Here is an 18,822-nt window from a genome sequence, read left to right as displayed (position 1 = left end):
GACCTATCCAGCCTGACGCCTGGCCCTCATCTGGCGTCGACGCGCCATCGCATCGGACCGTGCTGCGGCACGGGACTCCGTGACCGGCGGCCTGTTATCGGATGGGTTCTCCGATCGGTTTGCAGGCTGTGCCGATTGCGGGCCGCTTGATCGGTAACCAGTTTCGCCCAGTTCCGCAACGCGGGCGGCCAGACCGTCGAGTGTCGGATATCCGAATACGTCGGCGATGCTCACGCGGGTCAGGTTCAGATCCTCCCGCAAGGCGCGGTGCATTTGGATCGCCAGCAGCGAATGCCCACCCAAGTCGAAGAAATTGCCCTGTGTCGGGATCTCTTGCAGCCCCAGGGTTTTCTGCCAAACCCGGCTGATGCCTTCGTGCAAATCCGGGAGCAAGGGACCCTGCGGCAATGGTGGCGAGGCAATCTCCGGCGATGGCGCCCTCCGCTCAGCCAACAACTTGCGATCGACTTTACGGTTGGGTGTCAGCGGGAAGGATGAGACCTTTTCAAGCCGCGACGGGACCATGAATGCCGGCAGGTCGCTTGCCAGCGCGGCGCGAACCTCCGAGGCCTTGGCAGTGCCATCATAGAATGCGGTGAGCGTGTCACCGTCCTGCACCACGACAACGGCCTGACCGACGCCCTCCATCGCTTCGAGCCGGGCCTCGATTTCGCCAAGTTCGATGCGGAAGCCGCGCAATTTCACCTGCGTGTCGGCGCGCCCGAGGAAGTCGATGCGCCCGTCGGCCTGCCACCGAGCGAGATCGCCGGTGCGATACATCCGCCCGCCGTTGAAGGGATCGGGCAGGAAGCGCTCTGCCGTGAGGTCCGGACGCTGCCAGTAGCCGCGGGCGACACCCGCGCCGCCAATATAGAGTTCGCCGGTCACGCCGATCGGCACTGGCTGGCGGTCGGCATCCAGAATGTACATTTGCGTATTGGCGATGGGTGTGCCGATGTCGCAGATCGCATCGCCGCCAGAGGCTGGTGAGGTCGACGACCAGATCGTCGTCTCGGTGGGCCCGTACATGTTATCGATCTGCGCGTCGGTCAGGTTGCGCAGTTCGTCCACCAGCGCACCCGCCAGCGGCTCGCCCCCCAGCATCAGTCGCTCCACCCCGCCAAGCGCCGCGCAGGTCACCGGCGACATCAGCAGAAGCCGCGCCATGGAGGGTGTGCATTGCAGGTGAGTGACCTTGTGTCGCACGATCTGCGCGGCGATGGAGTGATCGGTCGCGATGCCTTCGTTGCAGCGTGCCAGTACCTCGGCGAGGGGGCGCAGACCCTCCAGCACCGTATCGGCCGGAATGCCGTAGTCGATCAGGCAGGCCACCTCGGTCACACCGATCCGCTTGAGCTTTTCAACCTGTGCCACCGCGTCTTCGACGGTGCCGAACAGTCCCGATTCCTCGAAATACCGTTGGAAGGCAAACTCGAGGATGGCGTCCAGCTCGTCATCGCTCAACCCGTCGAGCGTCAGATCGAAGGCATTGCTCGCGCCTTCGGGCCGTTTGAAGGCTGGAAATGCCCAGGCATACTGCTTGATCAGCCCGGCGGCGGAACGCAGGTAATCCTTCATCGGCCCGCGCGCCACCTCGCGCGCTTTGTCGCGTGTCTCGGCGATGTAGCTGTGAAGCATCAGCGTGACCGAGAAAGCCGCCGGATCGTGCCCGGCCTCGCGCAGCGCAGCGTGGTAGATCGCGATCTTGTCCGCGACCTCCGCGACCGACTGGCCTAGCAGGTGGGTCAGGACATGGGCGCCGATCCGCCCCGCTTCTTTCCAGGTCTCGGGATTACCAGCGGTAGTGACCCATATTGGCAGCGTCTTCGACACCGGCCGCGGCTGGGTTACGACAGGGTGCATCGTGTCGTCTTGTCTGGCGTATTCCACCGGTTCGCCAGCCCACAGGCGCCGAAGTTCATTGATCTGGCGCAGCATTGTGGGCTTGTTGTCGGGCGGGGTGTTTTCCGGGCGGAGGACGAAGTCATCCGGCTGCCAGCCCGAGGCGATGGCCAATCCGGCGCGACCGTTGGTGAGATTGTCGATGACCGCCCATTCCTCGGCGATCCGCGCCGTATGGTGCAGCGGCGCAACGCAGGATCCCGCCCGCACGGCGAGATTCTCGGTCACGCCTGCCACGGCAGCGCCGGTGACGGAAGGGTTCGGATAGGGGCCGCCAAATGCGTGGAAGTGCCTCTCGGGCGTCCAGATCGCGCAAAAGCCATGCTTGTCCGCAAACTTCGCGCCGTCGAGCAACAGGCGATATTTGTCGCGCCCCACGCCATCATCATTGCCCCAGTAGAACAGGCTGAACTCCATCCCTCCCACCGGTCGAGCAGCCGCAGCCTCAAGCCGGTCTTCCTCATTCACCAGCACCAGCTTGTAGCCGCGGGCAAGGCTGTAGAACAGTTCGAGCACCGAGATGTCGAAGCTGAGCGAAGTCACCGCCAGCCAGGTCCCCGGGGTATCGCGCCCGATGCGGCTGTCCATGCCGCTGATGAAATTGGACAGGTTGCGATGCTCGACCATGACCCCCTTGGGCCGCCCGGTAGAGCCGGAGGTGTAGATCAGGTAGGCCAGATCCTCCGGCCTTGAGGTCGGCTCGGGATTGGCGGTCTCGGCCGAACCGATCTCGGGCGCGGTGTCCAGTGCGAGTATCTGCGCGGTGCCGGACGGCAGGTCCCCGACCACCGCGCTTTCCGTCACCACCACGGGCGCTTCGCTGTCTTCGAGGTATAGTGCCAGACGCTCCGCCGGATAAGCCGGGTCCATCGGCACATAGGCTCCGCCGGCCTTGAAGATCGCCAATGCGCCGACCACCATATGGGCGTTGCGACGCGTACAAAGGCCAACCAGCGTGTTTGGTCCGACACCCATCAGGCGCAGGGTATGTGCGGCGCGATTGGCGCGGGCATTGAGGTCTGCGTAGGTCAGGACCTCGGAGCCGACCACCAATGCAGGCGCGTCAGGGGTACGGGCGACCTGAGCCTCGAAGAGCCCGTGAACCGTGGCTGTCTCGTCATAGTCCGCCGTGGTGGCATTCCAGCTTTGCAACACAAGCGCGCGCTCGGCCTCGGGCATCCGGGGGGGAGTTTTGCCCGCGGCGATGGCTTCGCCCATGGAAGCGAGACGGTCTGCAAGAATCTGCGCCAGCGCAAGGGGCACACGCGCCGTATCGACATGCAGTTGACCGTCGGCGGTAACCGTCAGGCTTGAGCCGGGCGAACCGCCGCATTGCGGGTCGAACGCGATGTCCGGCCAAGTCTGGCCACGGCAGCCGGGCACCCGCAGGGCGATATCAGCGGACGGCGCCGGCTGTGCGAGCACCGCCGTCGGGTCCTCGCCCGGTCGCAGCGGCATCCACCTTAAGGTGAAACCGGGAATGGTGTCCGTGGCAAGGCTCAGCAAGGCGATATCAGCGGTCTCTTCACCCGCCGCCTGCGCCGCCCATTCGGCCACCAGTTTGGCCTTCTGCTGCAGGGTCAGCGCCGCGGGCCAGTGCAGGGCAAGGCTTCGAACGCCGTGTTCGTCCGAGCGCATCGTGGGCAGCGACACCGGCGCGAAAGACGCAAACCGTTTGCGCCAGACCGGATCGGCTGCGGCGATCTCCTCGCCCAGCGCTGTCAGGCGGTCGAGAGTTGCCTCGTCCGGGGTTACGAGACAATCTCCCACCGCTGCCAGTGTATCCGGGGACACCGCATCGCCGTTCATATGCCGCAGGCGCGACAGGCAGAGCGCACCGTCGGCGAAGGCCACAGTCAACGTCTCGGGGGTAAGCGCGAGGATCTGCCCCTGCGCGCCCTGCCCTGCGGAAAGTTGTGCACCGCCGACGGTGATGACCTGCTCGGCCAATGACAGCTTGGGCGTGCACAGCGGGTTGACGTAGTCGCCGTGATCCAGAGCCCGGATCAAACGCAGGTTGTCGCGGGCGGTTTGGTCAAAGCGCAGATGTCCAATGGCAGGCGGTCGCTGGTCGCGGCGGTAGAGGCTGCGATGGTCCAGATCCTGTGGCTTCCAGGCGGGCTGGGGCGCGGCAAGCTGGCACAGAACGTCGGGAAAGGATTCAAGCCCCGCAGCATAGCACTTCAGGTTCAGGCTGAGCGCCGTCTCATCCTCTGCAATGTCGAACTGGCGCTGAACGAGGATGTCTCCTGCGTCTACTTCGCCCTCGATCCTGTGCCATGTGATGCCGTGGGATTGCTCGCCGTTCAACAGCGCCCAAACCGGCGCGTTCAGACCAGCATAGCGCGGCAGGGGACCATCGTGGAAGTTAACCGCGCCACCAGATGGAAGCGCCAGCAAATCCGCGGGCAACAGGTCAAGATTGGCCACGGACAGCAACCAGTCGCACGCGTGCCCGCTCAGCCGCCGGGTGAGGCCGGGGCCCGGAGCCGTGACCGCCAGACCACGGCTCTCTGCCCAATCTTGCAGACTTGCTTCGCGGGTAACCAGTGCAGTTATCGCATGTCCGGCGTCCAGCACCTGCTGACCACATTCTCGGGTCAGGGTGTCGTTGCCGATGAGGATCACTTCCAGAGCGGTCATGGCAGCCTCTTTGCGGGTTGCGGTTTAGGGCGGGAAACACCGGGCGTGCTGAGCGGACGCACCAGCGAGCGCAGGGCGTGCCGGATCAGGTCGCGCAGAAAGCGCGGCGGGTCGGCAGGCGGTTTGCGCTGGACCTGCCGGCGGATACGCCAAAGCACGGCACCGGCGATATGTGTGAGAGTGGCGAGTCCGGCATAGAGCGCGCCGTGATTTTTAGTGAAATAGTGCATACGACTGTCAAGCCAGTACTCCGGCGTCCGCGCCCAGCGCTTCATGCCGGTTGAGACCGACCCGATGTGCGCCACCCGGCTGTCCGGCAGAAAAACCCTCTGCCATCCGTCGCGGGCAGCCCGCAAACACAGGTCGGTCTCTTCGAAGTAGAGAAAGAATTGCTCGTCAAACAGCCCGATCCGATCCAGCATCTCGCGGCGTAGCAGGAGCGAGGCTCCGGCAAGCCAGTCGACCGGAAGCGGGACCGGGGGAAGATCCATCGGTACCCGGCTGTTGCGCAGCATGCGGGTGACGGGACCGAAGCGCATCGCGTGTTCGAATTCGCTGGCGACAGAGGGGAAGCGGAACGCGGTGACATGCGCCTCTCCGCTCGGGTCGAGCGTCAGCCCGCCCGCGATGCCGGTGTCGGGATGTGCCTCGCACCAGTTCACGAGGGTGCGGATGGCATCGGGTTCGGGGAAGGCATCCGAATTGAGGATATACACATAATCCGGCTCCGCGCCGTCCGACCGTCCTGCCCTGATACCGAAATTGTTGCCGGCCCCGAAGCCGCCGTTGTAACCCGAGGCCAGCACCCGCACGTGCGGCCAGCCCCGCGCCGCGACAGCCTCTGTCAGATGCTCGAACGAGCCGTCGCCGCTGTCGTTGTCGACGATAACCAACTCGGCATCCAATCCGTCGAGCGCGACGATCGCGGCCTCGGCAGCCTCAAGGCACATCTCGGCGGTCCGGTAGTTCAGCACGATGGCCAGCAGACGTGGTCCGGTCATTCCGCGGCCTCCGCTTTGGGTGTGTCTTCCGTATCAGGAACGGTCTCAACGCCGATGATCGCCGCGCGGATGCGGGCCGCCAGGACCCGGACCTGCGGTTCCAGCACAATGGAATCGTGATCGCCGGGCACCTCTTCGACCTGCAGGCCCGGTGCATAGCGGCTCCAGTCGTTGTCGGGCAGCACATAGGCGCGGTCGGCATTTACCAACCTCCCGCCAGAGACCTGCCACTTGCCGCGCATCGGCGGACGGAAGAGATGCAGATTGCCGTTCCATGGGCGGACCTCGTAATGGGTGATGGCCTCATAGAACGCGGCTTCGATGGCGGCGTTGTGGAACTGGTGTTCCGGCGCAGCGTCGGTCTGCGGGACGCGGCGGCGGGCGATTTCCCACCGCAGACGATTGGCAGCCCAGCGGAACGGGTATCCAACGCCGTGGCGCCGCAGCTCCTGCCACTGGATCAACAGCCTGTCCTTCGGCTCCAGCGGACGGCGCACCGGCAGCGGGGTGTCGAGCATGACCACCAGCGCTACCTCCTCGCCCGCAGCCTCGAGCTGATGCGCCATTTCGTAGGCGGTGATGCCACCGCCCGAAAAGCCGCCCAGCAGATAGGGGCCATGCGGCTGCACCTGACGCATCTCGGCGATATAGTCGCGGGCAGCCTCGACGATGTCGCGGTGCGGTCTGTCGTCTCCGTAAAGTCCCCGCGCCTGCAACCCGTAAAACGGCCGATCGGCACCGATCAGGTGGGCCAGGTGACGTAAGTTCAGCACGTTGCCGAACATGCCGGCGACAAGGAAGAACGGCAGGCTGTCGCCGCCGCGACCTTCGTGCATGGGCACAAGGTGTGTGAAACGCCGTGCAGGTTCTTTTTCGTCTGCCTCCTGCCGGTTCGCGTCCGACTGAGGGCCAAGACGGCTGGCAATCAGCCCGGCGCAGGCGCGGATACTGGGGGCCTCGAACAGCACCGAGATCGGAAAATCCACGCGGTAGGTCTTGCGGATCATCGCGAACAATCGCACCGCGATCAGCGAGTGCCCGCCCAGATCAAAGAAGTTGTCCTCTGCGCCCACCTGACCCAGCCCCAGCAGATCCTTCCAGAACCCGGCCAATGTTCGTTCGATATCGGTTGCGGGCGCGATATAGTCGGTGCCCAGGTCAGGTCGGTCAAACCGCGCCGCGCTGCCGCGCGTCGTCACCGGCTCTGACGCCTGCGCGATCAACGACGGCAGATCGAGCGAGCTGACGACGATCTGATCCACCGGGCTGGCGAGCGCGCGCAGGAAGGCCTCGGCACCTTCTTCGGGGCGGATGCCCTGGGTCAGATTGTGACGCAAGCGCTCTTCGGCAGGCGTCATCGGCTGGATCTCTTGCGCGTCGTCGAAGTGCAATTCGTTCGCAGACGGTGTCGGCGCAACCGCGAAAGTGCCGCCGACATCCAATCGCTTGATCGCGAAGTCCTTGATATCGACGCAGACATTGCCCTGCGAATCCGCCAGCGTGATGTCGAAACGTGCAACGGCGTCCTTCAGACTGTTTGCGCGTGCAAGACGGACCCAGCTGACCAGTCGGTCAGGCACGGCGCGGTGAACCGTCACCCGTCCATAAGACATTGGCACCCACAACTCTGCCGGATCGTAACCATCGATCAGTTCCATCGCCCAGCCGGTGGCGATATCTATGAGTGCCGGGTGCAGCAGAATGCCCAAGGCCCCGTCTCCGCTCGCAGCCTTCGGCAGCGCGAGGTCGGCTACGCCCTCTCGTTCGCCCAGCGCGGTGGCATGCAGGACACGCCAGCGGGGCCCGAAGTTCAGGTGCATTTCCTGCGCTGTTCTTTGCGGAATGTCGCTATAGGCGCCACCCGAGCAGCGTGCGCGCACCGCGGAGAGATCAAGGGTGGGCGGCGCGGCAACCCGCGCCAGAGAAAGCTCGGCCTCGGCATGCACCTGCCAGCCGGTGCGCCCGTTGTGCGCAACGGCGCTGCTCATTGACATCGAATAGCCCGGCTCAGAGCGGCGTAGGGTCAGCCGTATGGTCGTAGCCGTGTCGTCCGGGGTGTGCAGCGGACGCAGGAAGGTCAGATCGCGGATTTCAAAAGGCCCGGTTTCGCCCTGGGCGCGAAGGGCCTCGGAGGCCAGTTCAAGGTAGCCGGTGCCGGGCAACAGGGCCGCGCCATCACGGGTGCGATGTTCGTCGAGCAACCAGAGGTCTTTCGGATTCCAGCTGGCTTCCAACGTCCGGTCGCCGGCGGCATTGAAGCCGGTGCTGTCGAACAGCGGAACGGTTGCGGGTCTTGTCTCGGATACGGGATGCCCACCGGTGCGCGCGGCAACGGCTTCAGCCGCCATGCCGACCTCGGCCCAGACGCCCCAGTTCAGCGCGAGCACTCGGGTCCTGCCGCCCTGCCGCGCGCGTGCCCAGGCGTTGAGGTATTCGTTGGCGGCAACATAATCGACCTGTCCGGCCGGGGCGGTGACAGTCGAGCTGGAGGAAAACAGCACCATCCAGTCAAGATCGCCGTCCTCGAAGATCTGGCCCAGCACCTGCGTACCATGGACTTTCGGGGTCAGCACGTCCTCGATCGTTGCTTGCGTCTTGGTCAGCAGCGGCGCGTCGTCGATGACACCGGCGGCATGGATGACACCCCGGATGCGGCCGAAACGGGCGCGGGCGGCGGCAACGGTGTTCTGCATCTGCTGCAGGTTGCAGACGTCGGCTGCGGCAACCATGACCTCTGCGCCCATCTCCTCCAACGCCTGAACCGCGCGGATGCGGCGGCTGACGGCGTCCTGTGGCGCATGGGTTTGCAAATGGTTGTCCCAAGCACCGCAATCGGGCAGCGGGCTGCGCGCCAGTAGGACCAGCGCAGTGGCGCCGTCTTCGACCAGACGCCGCGCGATGCTGAGCCCGATGCCGCCGAAGCCGCCGGTGACGAGGTAGGCGCCATCCGGACGGACCGGCGCAACCTGAGCCTCGGGCAGCGGCAAAGGCCGCGGCTTGCGGACAAAACGCTTGGCGCCGCGCAGGGCGGCTTCGTCATTTGCCGGAGGTGCCAGCAGGTCTTCAAGAACCTGCACGGCAAGTTCCTGCATCGCCTGGGTGCGTCCGCGCCCCTCTGGCAAGACAAGATCGACCGATGCTGCGGTGACGCCCGGAACCTCGCGCGGGAGCACACGAAGCGGGCCGGCCAGCGTGGCTTTCTCGGGCCAGAGCAGAGCCTCTTGCCGCACCCGCGCCGCGCCATTGGTGAAAGCGGTCAGGTGCAATGGTTTCGGCAGGTTTTCCTCCTCCATGGCCTGTGCGAGGAAGATCAGAGAATAGAACCCCTGCTCCTGCACGCGGTGGAAGTAGGATGAGCCCGGACGATGGCGCTGATCGCGCGTCACCAGCCAGAAATGCGCGACACGGCCGGGCACGACGCCCCGCCCCATGAGGTCGCGGATCAGCAGATCATAGCCTTCACGGCCACGCTCCGGAGCAAGAAAATACACGTCGTCGCCAGTGCGGGCGAAGGCATCCCCCGGCCAGACCTCGATGACGCTGTGACCTGCGCTGCGCAGTCGCGTGGTGACCTCCTGTGCAAGTCCGGCGTCGTCCATGAAGACCAGCCAGGTTTCAGGCTGGCTCAGCGACATTTCATGTTCCACGTCGATCTCGCAGGCGGCCAGTTGCGGCACCCAGGCCATGTGGCTGGCCCAGCCCGAGATGTCGTCGGTCCGGGTCAGGAAGCTCTCGGCCTTGCGTTCTACAGCTTCACCGGGCTCGATGAAGTAGGTCTGATGCTGGAAGGCATAGGTCGGCAGTACCACACGATTGCGCCGCGCCTCGCCCCAGACCTGCGCCCAGTCGACGGCGACGCCCAGGGTCGCCAGCCTGCCCAGCGCGGTCAGGAAGTACTTGTCGTCGGCAAAGTCCTCGCCCGGGTGACGCAGCGAGCCGACAATTCTGTTGCCCGGCACGTCCTTGTGCAGCCGCGCCAACGAGGCCAGCGCCTTGCCCGGCCCGACCTCCAGGAAGACATGACCGGGGTCCTGCGCCAGCGTGTCGATACAGTCTGCAAAACGGATGGTGTGGCGAAGGTGCGCAGTCCAGTACTCGGGGTCGGTGGCCTCTTCTGCGGTGAGTTCCTGTCCGGAGCGGTTCGAGATGACGGACAGCTGCGGCGGCCGCAGGTCGATACCGGCCAGATAGGCTTTGAAGTCTGCGAGGATCGGATCGAGCATCGCGGAATGTGCGGCGATGTCGATGGCGATGCGTTGGCAGTCGATGCCCTCGCCTTCAAGCCGCAGCTGAAGATCCTTAAGCGCCTGCTGCGGTCCAGAGGCCGCGCAAAGCTCGGGCCCGTTGACCGAGGCAATATCGAGGCTGTCACCAAGGTAGGGCTTCAGCGCCTCGGGCGACAGCGAGACCGAGAGCATGCCACCTGGCGCGATACTGTCGAACAGCGTACCGCGCAGGTGGACAAGGCCGATGCAATCCTCGAACGACATCACGCCGGCGACGCAGGCCGCGGTGTTTTCGCCCATCGAATGACCGACCAGCGCCACCGGCGGCACGCCCCAGCTCTGCCAGAGCTGCGCCAGCGCATATTCGACGATCATGATCAGCGGCAACTGCACAGAGGGCCGGGTGAGCCGCTCCTCGGCGTGTTGCCTGTCCTCATCGTGCGGTAGCCAGAGCGCGCGAATGTCGTAATCGAGCTTAGGTTGCAAGACGGCCAATCCGCGATCGATCCAGTCGGCAAAGACCGGTTCGGTCTCATAGAGATCGCGGGCCATACCCGCATATTGCGCGCCTCCGCCGGGGAACATGAAGACCGGCTTTGCGGCGGTTTCCAGGGCTGTGTGGGCAAAGACCCGGCGAGGGTCGAGCGTTTCCAGCAACTCCGCCGCCTCAGCATGGCTTTCGGCGACCAGCACGCGCCGGTGTTGGAAGTGCCGCCGCCCGGTTTGCAGCGTGAAGGCCACGTCAGCAAGGTCCTGCTCGGGGTGCGCCCGCAGGTGGGCGGCAAGCTTGCGTGCATTGGCCTCGACCGCGGCCTTGCTGCGACCGGTGACGGTGAGGATGTGGAACGGCCAGTCGCTGGGCTCCGAGGCGGGACGCGCCGGCGCTTCCTCCAAAACCGCATGCGCGTTGGTTCCGCCGACGCCAAGCGAATTGACCCCCGCTCGGCGCGGCCCCTTGCGGCGCTCCCAAGGGATCAGGCGGTCGTTAACGCGAAACGGCGAGGTGCCGAAGTCTATGGCGGGGTTGGGTTTCTCGTAGCCAAGGCTCGGCGGAATCTCGCGGTGGTGCAGCGCCAGAGAGGCCTTGATCAGGCTGGCGGCACCTGCAGCCGTGTCCAGATGGCCGATGTTGGTCTTGACCGATCCGATGCGGCAAAAGCCGGTCTCATCCGTCGTCTCGGCGAAGGCCTGGGTCAGCGCGGCCACCTCGATAGGATCGCCAAGGTAGGTGCCGGTGCCGTGACACTCAACGTAGTCCACGGTATCGGCGGTCACGCCGGCCATCGCGTGCGCTTCGGCCACCGCCGCTGCCTGCCCCTCGACCGAAGGCGCCAGATAGCCCGCCTTGGCCGCACCGTCGTTGTTGACCGCGCTGCCCTTGATGACGGCCCAGATGTGGTCTCCGTCCGTGATGGCATCGGCCAGCCGGCGCAGCACCACGACACCCACGCCCGAGCCGAAGACCGTGCCCTGTGCGCGGTGATCGAAGGCGTGGCATTCGCCATCGGGTGAGAGGATCTCGTTTTCCTTAAAAAGGTAACCCCGACCCTGCGGCAGCTCTATGGTCACCCCGCCCGCCAGCGCCATGTCGCATTCACCATTGATCAGCGATTGCGCCGCATAGTGCGTCGCCACAAGCGAGGTGGAGCAAGCGGTTTGCAAGTTCAGCGACGGACCCTTGAGGTCGAGGATGTGGCTCAGCCGCGTCGACAGGAAGTCCTTGTCGTTGCCCGTGTGGCGCAGCAGGAACATCCCGGTGTCGTCCACCAGATCCGGGTTGGAACAGACGTTGAAGTAGAAGTAGCTGCCCATGCCACATCCCGCGAAAACCCCCACCGGCCCGGGTGCGGCCTCGGGCGTATGGCCTGCCGTCTCGAGCGCTTCCCACGCGCATTCGAGGAACTGGCGATGCTGCGGGTCCATGATCGCCGCGTCTTTGGGCGATAGACCGAAGAACTCGGCGTCGAAGTCGGCGAAGTGGTCAAGCGGCGCGGCGAAAGGCACGTAATCGGCATGACGGATCAGTCCGCGGCTTTCGCCGGCCTCCAGCAATTCTTCGTCAGACAGGCGGCGTATTGAAGAGCGGCCGTTGCGCAGGTTGTCCCAGAACGAATCGACAGAACCGGCCCCAGGAAGCCGGGTGGCCATGCCGACGATGGCGATATCGGTCTCGCTTACCTCTGCGAGCTTATCTGAAACAGACATCCGGAACCCCGTTTGCCCCCACATGGCAGGGATAGATCAAAATTGAGGTGAAATTGCGGCAAATGCGGGACACCCCTGTCCCGCCCCCTGCCAGTTTAGCACCTAATTCGTGCCTGTCGCCTGCCGCGCCGGTCACGGTTGCAAGCCTGGCATCAGCTGCAAAATCGCAGCGCCGTTGATGCCCCAGGCGCCCAGGGCGATCAGCGCGCCTACGCCGAAGAAGACGGCATCATGCAACGGGTCCCAAGCCCGCATCCGTCGCGCCAGCCGCACCACGACAGGGTAGACCGCCAGCATCGCCAGCCCCTGACCGGCCAGCGCGCCCAGCAATCCCGCAACCTGTAGACCCAGAAGGATACCGGCGACCATAAGACAGGCGCGGGTGGCCTGCAGCAAGAAGAAGGACCGGCTGTCGCCCGCCGCCACCGCCGTCTGGTCATAGGTCAGTGCCACGATCAGCGGAATTTGCGCCATGGCGATCACCACCGCCACCGGCCCCGCCAGCGCGTATCGGTCATCGTAGAGCAGGTCGACCATCCAGACGCCCGACGCAGCGAAGATCGCCTGAAGCACCATCAGCGAGGCGGTCACGAGCACCCGCATTCGGCGCAGCTTGGCGAAGTTTGCCGGATCAGCGCCAGGAGGGGTCTCGCGGTAGATCGGGATCAGCACCTTGCGGGTGATCATCAGCCCCATGAGCATCGGGAACGACGCAAGGAAGAAACCAATATTATAGACGCCAAACTGATCGATCGGCAGGTAGCGCCCGAGGATCAGCTTGTCGCCCTGATGGAACAGGAAGCCCACCAGCGTCGCCAGAAAGATCCACTTGCCGAAATGGATCAGTTCCCGCGCTGCAGGTCGCTCCCAGCGGAAGCGGTTCAGCCGCCCCGGCAGGAACACCCGGTTCAGCCAAAGCTGCGCCGCCATCGACAGGATGCCCGAGATCACCAAGGCAAAGACCGATCGAAGCCAGAACGCCAGCGCCACGGCAATGACGATGCCGATCACCTGAGTGGCAATGTCCAGCAGAGTGACACGGCCGAGCATGAGGTGGCGGTTCGCGGTTTCCATCTTGGTCGGATTGAACCCCTGGATCAGCAGCGTGATCCCCATGGTCGGCAACAGCAGCGTCAGCATAGGCTCGCCGTAGATCTGCGCTGCAGGCCAGGCCAGCGCGCAGGCCGCCAGCCACAGGCAGACGCCGCGCACCACCTGGATTGTCCAGGCGGTATCCAAGAATTCCGGATCGTCGCCACGTTTGCTTTGCTGAATGGCCGGGGCGACGCCGACGTCCGAGAACATCTGCAGCCCCTGCATGAACACCATGGTCAGCGCCATCATTCCGAACGCTTCGGGAAACAGCAGCCGCGTCAGGATAAGGTTCGAGGCCAGCCGGATTACCTGAGAGGTGCCGAACCCGCCAAGCGTGAAGGCCGCCGAACGCAGTGCCCGCGCGGTCAGCGAACCGCCGCGGAACTTCTGTGCCATTGCGATCATCTGCCTCGGCTCCAGCCCGTGTCACCGCCGACCTTCGTGGCTAGCGCGACCCCACCATAGACGGCAAATCCAAAGGGATCGTTGACCGCCATGCGAAGTTTGTCGCGCAAGGAAACGCCAGGTGTGTCGTCGTTCGCGGCAAGCTCCGGGAAGAGCCTGCGCACCTCCTCCACACCGCGATTCTGCCGCCGCCGCACCTTGACCAGCGCCCGCCACCCCTCGACCAGCGGCCAGGTGTAGGTGCCGTCGACACATTGCCTTTCGGGTCCGGCGAAATGCAGCCGCGCAAAAGTGTCGTCAGAGATGATATCGGGCCACGCACCCCAACGCGCGCGTCCCGCCGCGTTCACCGAGAAGAGCCCGCAACCGGGAACGCCCTGAACAATGAAGGGCACGCGCCGATATATCCGGGCATATGCTCGGGACAGGCCAGAGACCGGCGGCGCAATGCAAAGCCGCCCGGTGGCCCAGGCGGCCTGATCGCACGTCAGCCTGTCGGTGATCTGTCCCAGAACGTCCTCGTCCACCTGCACATCGGCATCCAGATAGGCCCGCACAGGGGCCTCGGCAATCGCATCCGCCGCGTTCAACGCCCCGGGCTTGCTGCCCCGCGCCAGTTCCAGCACGTCGAGCCGCCAGCCCCGCGCTTCGAAGGCTTGCGCAAAACTCCGCGCCCGGGCCGCCGTATTGTCGGAACAGCCGTTTGCCACGACGATCACCTGCGCGCGCAACGGCCCCTTCGACGCGACGACCGCGTCGAGACAGGGGCCGATCCAGCGCGCTTCGTCATGCGCGGGGACGGCCACGGACAGATCAAAGGGGACGTCCGGATCCACACGCGTCCTCAAAACAATAGTCGTTCAGCTTGAGGACTATACATCCAACTGTGGCCAAACCATGATATAGCGCAATAATCACGGAAAAGAGACCGATGGGGCAAGGCGACAGACTGGGCGTGCTGATACCGCAGTTTCCGGGGCAGACCCATGTCTTCTTCTGGCGCGAGATCGCGGCCTTCGAGGCGATGGGGATCGAACCGATCCTGTTTTCCACCCGCCAGCCCCCCGAGGGGCTGATCGCGCATGACTGGTCGCAGGAGGCGATGGCGCGGACCACCTATTTGGACGAGGTGTCCTTGCGGCGTGCCGCGCGGGTGCTGCCGCGACTTCCATGGCGCGAATTGCTGCGCGAGCTGCCACGCGACGGGGTCGGGTTGCTCAAGGACATCGTGATATGCGCCGCCGCCGGTGAGGCTCTGCGCGATCATTGCGTGCGGCTGGGCATCAGCCATATCCACGTTCATTCGTGCGGTCGCGCCGCGATGATTGCGGGTTTCGCGCACCACCTTGGCGGCGCGGGCTATTCGCTGACCTTGCACGGACCGCTCAGCGACTATGGATCCGGCCAACGCTACAAATGGCGCCATGCACGCTTTGCCACCGTCATTACCCGAAAGCTGATGGCCGAGATGAAGGCCGCGCAGCCCGAAGACCTGCCGCCCATGATCCTGCGGCCGATGGGGGTGGACACCGACTATCTGCGCCGTACCGCGCCCTATGCGCCGCCAGCGCCAGATGGTCCGATACGGGTCTTCGCCTGCGGCCGTCTCAACGTGGTCAAGGGCCATCAGGACCTGATCGAAGCGGTCCGCCAATTGCGTGCGGCCGGTCATGACGTCAGGCTCGAGATTGCCGGGCAGGACGACGACGGGGGCTCGGGCTTCCGGCTGGTCCTGCAACAGCTGATCAAGCAGCACCGCTTACAGGATCACGTCACACTTCTGGGCGCAATAGACGCGGCGGAGGTCAAGGCGCGGCTGCTGCAGGCCCACATCTTTGCGCTGGCCAGCTGGCACGAGCCGCTGGGCGTTGCCTACATGGAGGCGATCGCCTGCGGCGTTCCCACCATCGGCACCGCGGCGGGCGGGGTGCCCGAGCTTATCGACGACGGCGTCGAAGGCCTGCTGGTTCCACCGAAGGATCCGCAGTCCCTAGCCGCGGCGATCCTGAGGATCGTCAATGACCCCGATCTTGCCCAGAGCCTCAGCCGAACCGGCCGTGCCCGCATAGACCGCGACTACCGGTCCAGCCTCGGAGCCGAGGTCATTGCCCGGGAAATGCGGCGCGTCACGACACCGCCTGCCAACTGACGGTTTCCGCTAGTATCCGGCGTCACGAATCCGTGGCCAGAGGCCGCTAGCCTTTCGGCGCGCGCCGGGTCAGCGCCGATCCTCTCGCGAACCCCTCACTGCACCAACTCGGCGCCGACCTCCAGATCCGCGAAGCGCAGGACCTCGATCTCGCGCAAGTGCACCACGTCCGCGCCGCGCCATGCCCTAAGCACACCGTCTGACCGGTCGAAGCCGTAGTCTGCGTAGACACCCGGCAGAACTGCCACGTCACGCCCCGGCCCACCGTGCAGGACATCGCTGCGGCCAGCCGCAACCAGCACGTCGTCGCCGCCGAACCCCAACAATGCATCCTCTTCCACCGTCCCCAAAAGCCGGTCCGCCGCGTCACTGCCGCGCAGGATCACACCTTGCCGAAACGTACCGGGGGCACGACCCTCCCAGTCACCGGGAGTTACACGGTTAAAGGCGGTCAGTGCATCCCAACGCGCCGTCCTGTCGTCGAGGTGACGCAGATTGCCCCAGCTGCCGTACTTCGACGGACTGCCGACATCGACGAACGCATTGAAAAGGGTGCCACCGAGCCCGCGCCAGGCCTCCAGCAGCTCGGCATAGATCTCGCCCATCTCGGCAGAGTAGTTCAGGGCGTGGAAATAGGCGGTCATTTCCTCATCCTCCCGCCAAAAACCATGACCGAGGACGTGACTGCCGCCTTCGTACATCACCAGACGCAAACCATGCTCGGCGGCGACCGCCGCGTGATGGGGCCAGAGCGTACCGGTCAACTCGGTCAGGGCATCGCGGCGCAGGCGGGCGATCGTCGGAGCAAGGGTGCCATCGAACTGGTGCGCGCGGATGTATTCGCGCAGGGCGACCCGCTGCAAACCCAGTGCCTCCCCCTCTGACCGAACCCTGTCGCGCGCCGCGTCCAGAAGCGCGCGGACCCTCTCGCCCCCAATTTCGCTGCCGATCATGTGGCCGAAATAGCCCGAGACGGCGTAGGCCTGAAAGCTTTCGGACGGCGGCGCGTTTCCCTCGTCCTGCCAGAGCGGCGCGGCCAGTTGCGGCTGTTCGAGACCGGGCCAGCCGGTGTGGACGCCGATAACGTTGACCAGACGAGCCTCGGCCTCTTTTCCAAAAACCGCAGCCCAGACATCTGCAACCTGCGCCGCGCGCGCGCCGGAAAACTGCATCCAGGCGTCTTCGGGCGCATCCTCACCCCAGCGCGTACGGGCCTGAGCCTCTGCCCAAGCCGCCTGCGGAAAGATGCGGTTCCAAAGCTCGTTTGAATATTCGACATAGACCTTCAACCGCGGGTCAAGCCCGCCGCGGACGGTTTCGGCATAGCCACGCAGAAAGCTCTCGTCTGCTTGGTGCGGCATGCAGACCCATGGGTCGGCCCCAACGAGGTTGGCCAGTGCCACCACATGCTCTACCGGGACGCCCCGGCGGACATAGGTGTAATCCTCGATCCGGGCGCGGTCGTCCCAGGTGACCTTTGGCGAACCGTTGGTGAACATCCAGTCCATGAAACGCAGCGCGCGAAAGTCAGCGATGCGGGCGGTGAACGCGGGATTGAAGATCATCCCGGCTTCGGCAAACGGCAAGTGATCCTCGTGAACGATCTGGATGTTGCGAATATAGTCGCCTGTTCCGCGCGGATCGGTGTCGTGAATCTGTACCGCAACGGTGTCTTCGCCCGGTTCATAGAGGAACCATAGCGCGTTCGGCCCGCGCTGCTGCACCCGCGCGCGTCCGGCGATATCAAGGGTGCCTTCGCCTTCCCAGGTCATCCGGTAGCGCCCGGCGAGGGACACCGCCTCGGGCGGCATGTCGGTCAGCACGAAGGTCTCAATCCGGTCGATCGCTTCGGGCAGGCGCATGATCCAACCGTTTTCGTCCAGAAAGCCACCCTCCTCCAAATCACGTGCGGTCATCCCGCCCCACTCGGCACCCGACAAATGGCCGACCCAGGGCCGCGCGGATTTCATCACGTCGATGAAGGGCCGCTGCGTTGACCAATCTGCGATGCCGTTGAGGCCGACAGCCACGGAGGGATTTTCAAGGCCGGTCGCCGGATACGATTTGTCCAGACCGGCGTACGCGGCTGTGGCGGAAAGATCCTCTCCCGAAATGTCATCGGGTGTTTGCCGCAGACCAGCTCTTTCGATCTGTGCAGCACCGGGGCTTGCCGCGGCATGGCGACGGGGGGCCACATGGTCCTGCATTTCACGCCAGATGTATTCGACCGTTGCCGCGTAGTTCGATATCAGTACTGGGTGAACGTCCTCGAAAGCATCAAACCCTGCCGGCGGTGGCGTGTTGTAAAGCGCGCTATAGGTGATCAAGGCGGCGATCAGATAGGTCGTCGGCGTCCCGTGCGGCGAGTTATCGGTATAGAGGTCGACCGGCCTCAGGTCCTGCAAGGGCCCTTCCGTCAGCAGACGCGTCAGGATCGGGCCCACGGGGATCAGGCGCACGTCCATGTCGGGCAGTGCCGCCGCCACTGCGTCCCGATAGCCAAGATACCAATCGTGGTAGTCGCCTGTGGTATAAGCCAGATACCGTCGGTAGGCGCGGCGCGTGGGCGGAAAGCGGTCCATCTCGGCCCAGCCCTCGTAGAGGAAGACCGTCGGATCGGCCCCCTGCTCTGCCACCCACCGCGTCAGTGCCACGGTGCCACTGACTGGCGAGCGGTCATCGCGGGCGCCGTCATAAGGCTCGGAAGGTCCCTTGTACTGTATGAAGTTCTCAGGGTTGATGAGCAGCGTGTCAATGCGCTTGTCGGCGAAGCTCTGACCGGCTTCGACGCTGGCGGTCACACCGGGAAACCCCCACGTCGGGCGGGCGGGCAGCTTGTCCGGGAACTCCCGGCCAAAGGCGTATTCACCGCTCAAAGCCAATTCGCGGCCATCCGCCTCGGCCAACCGGTCGAGCCATACCGGCACCGCCGTGCCGTCGAACGCAGTCGGATGATTGATCAGCGAGTTGCCCCATACATATGCCCGGACCGAACCGACGTCTTGCGCCATGACAGGTCCGCCGATCACACCAAAGACAAGACATAGAACCCTCGCAAAGAGTTTGATCATCACCGCACCTCCTGTTTCGCGGGTGTCATTGAACGCCTTCCTGTGACGATTATTAGGCCGACATCATCACAATGTCGCGCCTTGCGCGATGTGACGCCGGCCTTCCGCTTGGTCAATCCTGCGGG

Annotated in this window: 7 protein-coding genes; 1 reads left to right on the top strand and 6 read right to left on the bottom strand. The window is 64.8% G+C overall.

Features of this window, described 5'->3' with window-relative positions:
• Positions 1-3: 3 nt before the first annotated feature.
• From AC04PT_RS06015 to AC04PT_RS05995, 5 genes are all read right to left on the bottom strand, one after another.
• Positions 4-4,545, bottom strand: a complete 4,542-nt coding sequence (locus tag AC04PT_RS06015; RefSeq protein WP_482872688.1) for a MupA/Atu3671 family FMN-dependent luciferase-like monooxygenase — start codon at positions 4,543-4,545, stop codon at positions 4-6.
• Positions 4,542-5,546 (bottom strand): glycosyltransferase, encoded by a 1,005-nt coding sequence (locus AC04PT_RS06010; protein ID WP_482872687.1) that lies wholly within the window; start codon positions 5,544-5,546, stop codon positions 4,542-4,544. Before AC04PT_RS06010 ends, AC04PT_RS06015 begins: the two co-directional genes overlap by 4 nt.
• Positions 5,543-11,977 carry a type I polyketide synthase gene (locus tag AC04PT_RS06005; protein ID WP_482872686.1) on the bottom strand — a complete coding sequence of 2,145 codons (6,435 nt, stop codon included), beginning with the start codon at positions 11,975-11,977 and terminating at the stop codon, positions 5,543-5,545. Before AC04PT_RS06005 ends, AC04PT_RS06010 begins: the two co-directional genes overlap by 4 nt.
• Positions 11,978-12,109: 132 nt before the next feature.
• Positions 12,110-13,477: an oligosaccharide flippase family protein gene (locus AC04PT_RS06000; RefSeq protein WP_482872684.1), complete on the bottom strand. Its 1,368-nt coding sequence runs from the start codon at positions 13,475-13,477 to the stop codon at positions 12,110-12,112.
• Positions 13,474-14,313: a glycosyltransferase gene (locus tag AC04PT_RS05995; RefSeq protein ID WP_482872683.1), complete on the bottom strand. Its 840-nt coding sequence runs from the start codon at positions 14,311-14,313 to the stop codon at positions 13,474-13,476. Before AC04PT_RS05995 ends, AC04PT_RS06000 begins: the two co-directional genes overlap by 4 nt.
• 95 nt (positions 14,314-14,408) lie before the next feature.
• Between AC04PT_RS05995 and epsE the strand changes: the two genes are divergently transcribed.
• On the top strand, positions 14,409-15,626 hold the full coding sequence (gene epsE, locus AC04PT_RS05990) for an exopolysaccharide biosynthesis GT4 family glycosyltransferase EpsE (RefSeq protein WP_482872681.1): 1,218 nt from the start codon (positions 14,409-14,411) through the stop codon (positions 15,624-15,626).
• A gap of 95 nt (positions 15,627-15,721) precedes the next feature.
• Here epsE and AC04PT_RS05985 read toward each other — a convergent pair whose 3' ends face one another.
• Positions 15,722-18,697: a calcium-binding protein gene (locus tag AC04PT_RS05985; RefSeq protein WP_482872680.1), complete on the bottom strand. Its 2,976-nt coding sequence runs from the start codon at positions 18,695-18,697 to the stop codon at positions 15,722-15,724.
• Between the last annotated feature and the right edge of the window lie 125 nt (positions 18,698-18,822).

The sequence above is a fragment of the Litorisediminivivens sp. KMU-197 genome (assembly GCF_056858395.1).
Note: the sequence above shows the minus strand (reverse complement) of the source record. Positions and strands in the feature narration are given on the sequence as shown.

Excerpts from the sequence above, each read along its gene's own strand:
- AC04PT_RS05985 (WP_482872680.1), bottom strand. The coding sequence starts at position 18,697 with ATGATCAAACTCTTTGCGAGGGTTCTATGTCTTGTCTTTGGTGTGATC.
- AC04PT_RS06000 (WP_482872684.1), bottom strand. The coding sequence starts at position 13,477 with ATGATCGCAATGGCACAGAAGTTCCGCGGCGGTTCGCTGACCGCGCGG.
- AC04PT_RS06005 (WP_482872686.1), bottom strand. The coding sequence starts at position 11,977 with ATGTCTGTTTCAGATAAGCTCGCAGAGGTAAGCGAGACCGATATCGCC.
- epsE (WP_482872681.1), top strand. The coding sequence starts at position 14,409 with ATGGGGCAAGGCGACAGACTGGGCGTGCTGATACCGCAGTTTCCGGGG.
- AC04PT_RS06010 (WP_482872687.1), bottom strand. The coding sequence starts at position 5,546 with ATGACCGGACCACGTCTGCTGGCCATCGTGCTGAACTACCGGACCGCC.
- AC04PT_RS06015 (WP_482872688.1), bottom strand. The coding sequence starts at position 4,545 with ATGACCGCTCTGGAAGTGATCCTCATCGGCAACGACACCCTGACCCGA.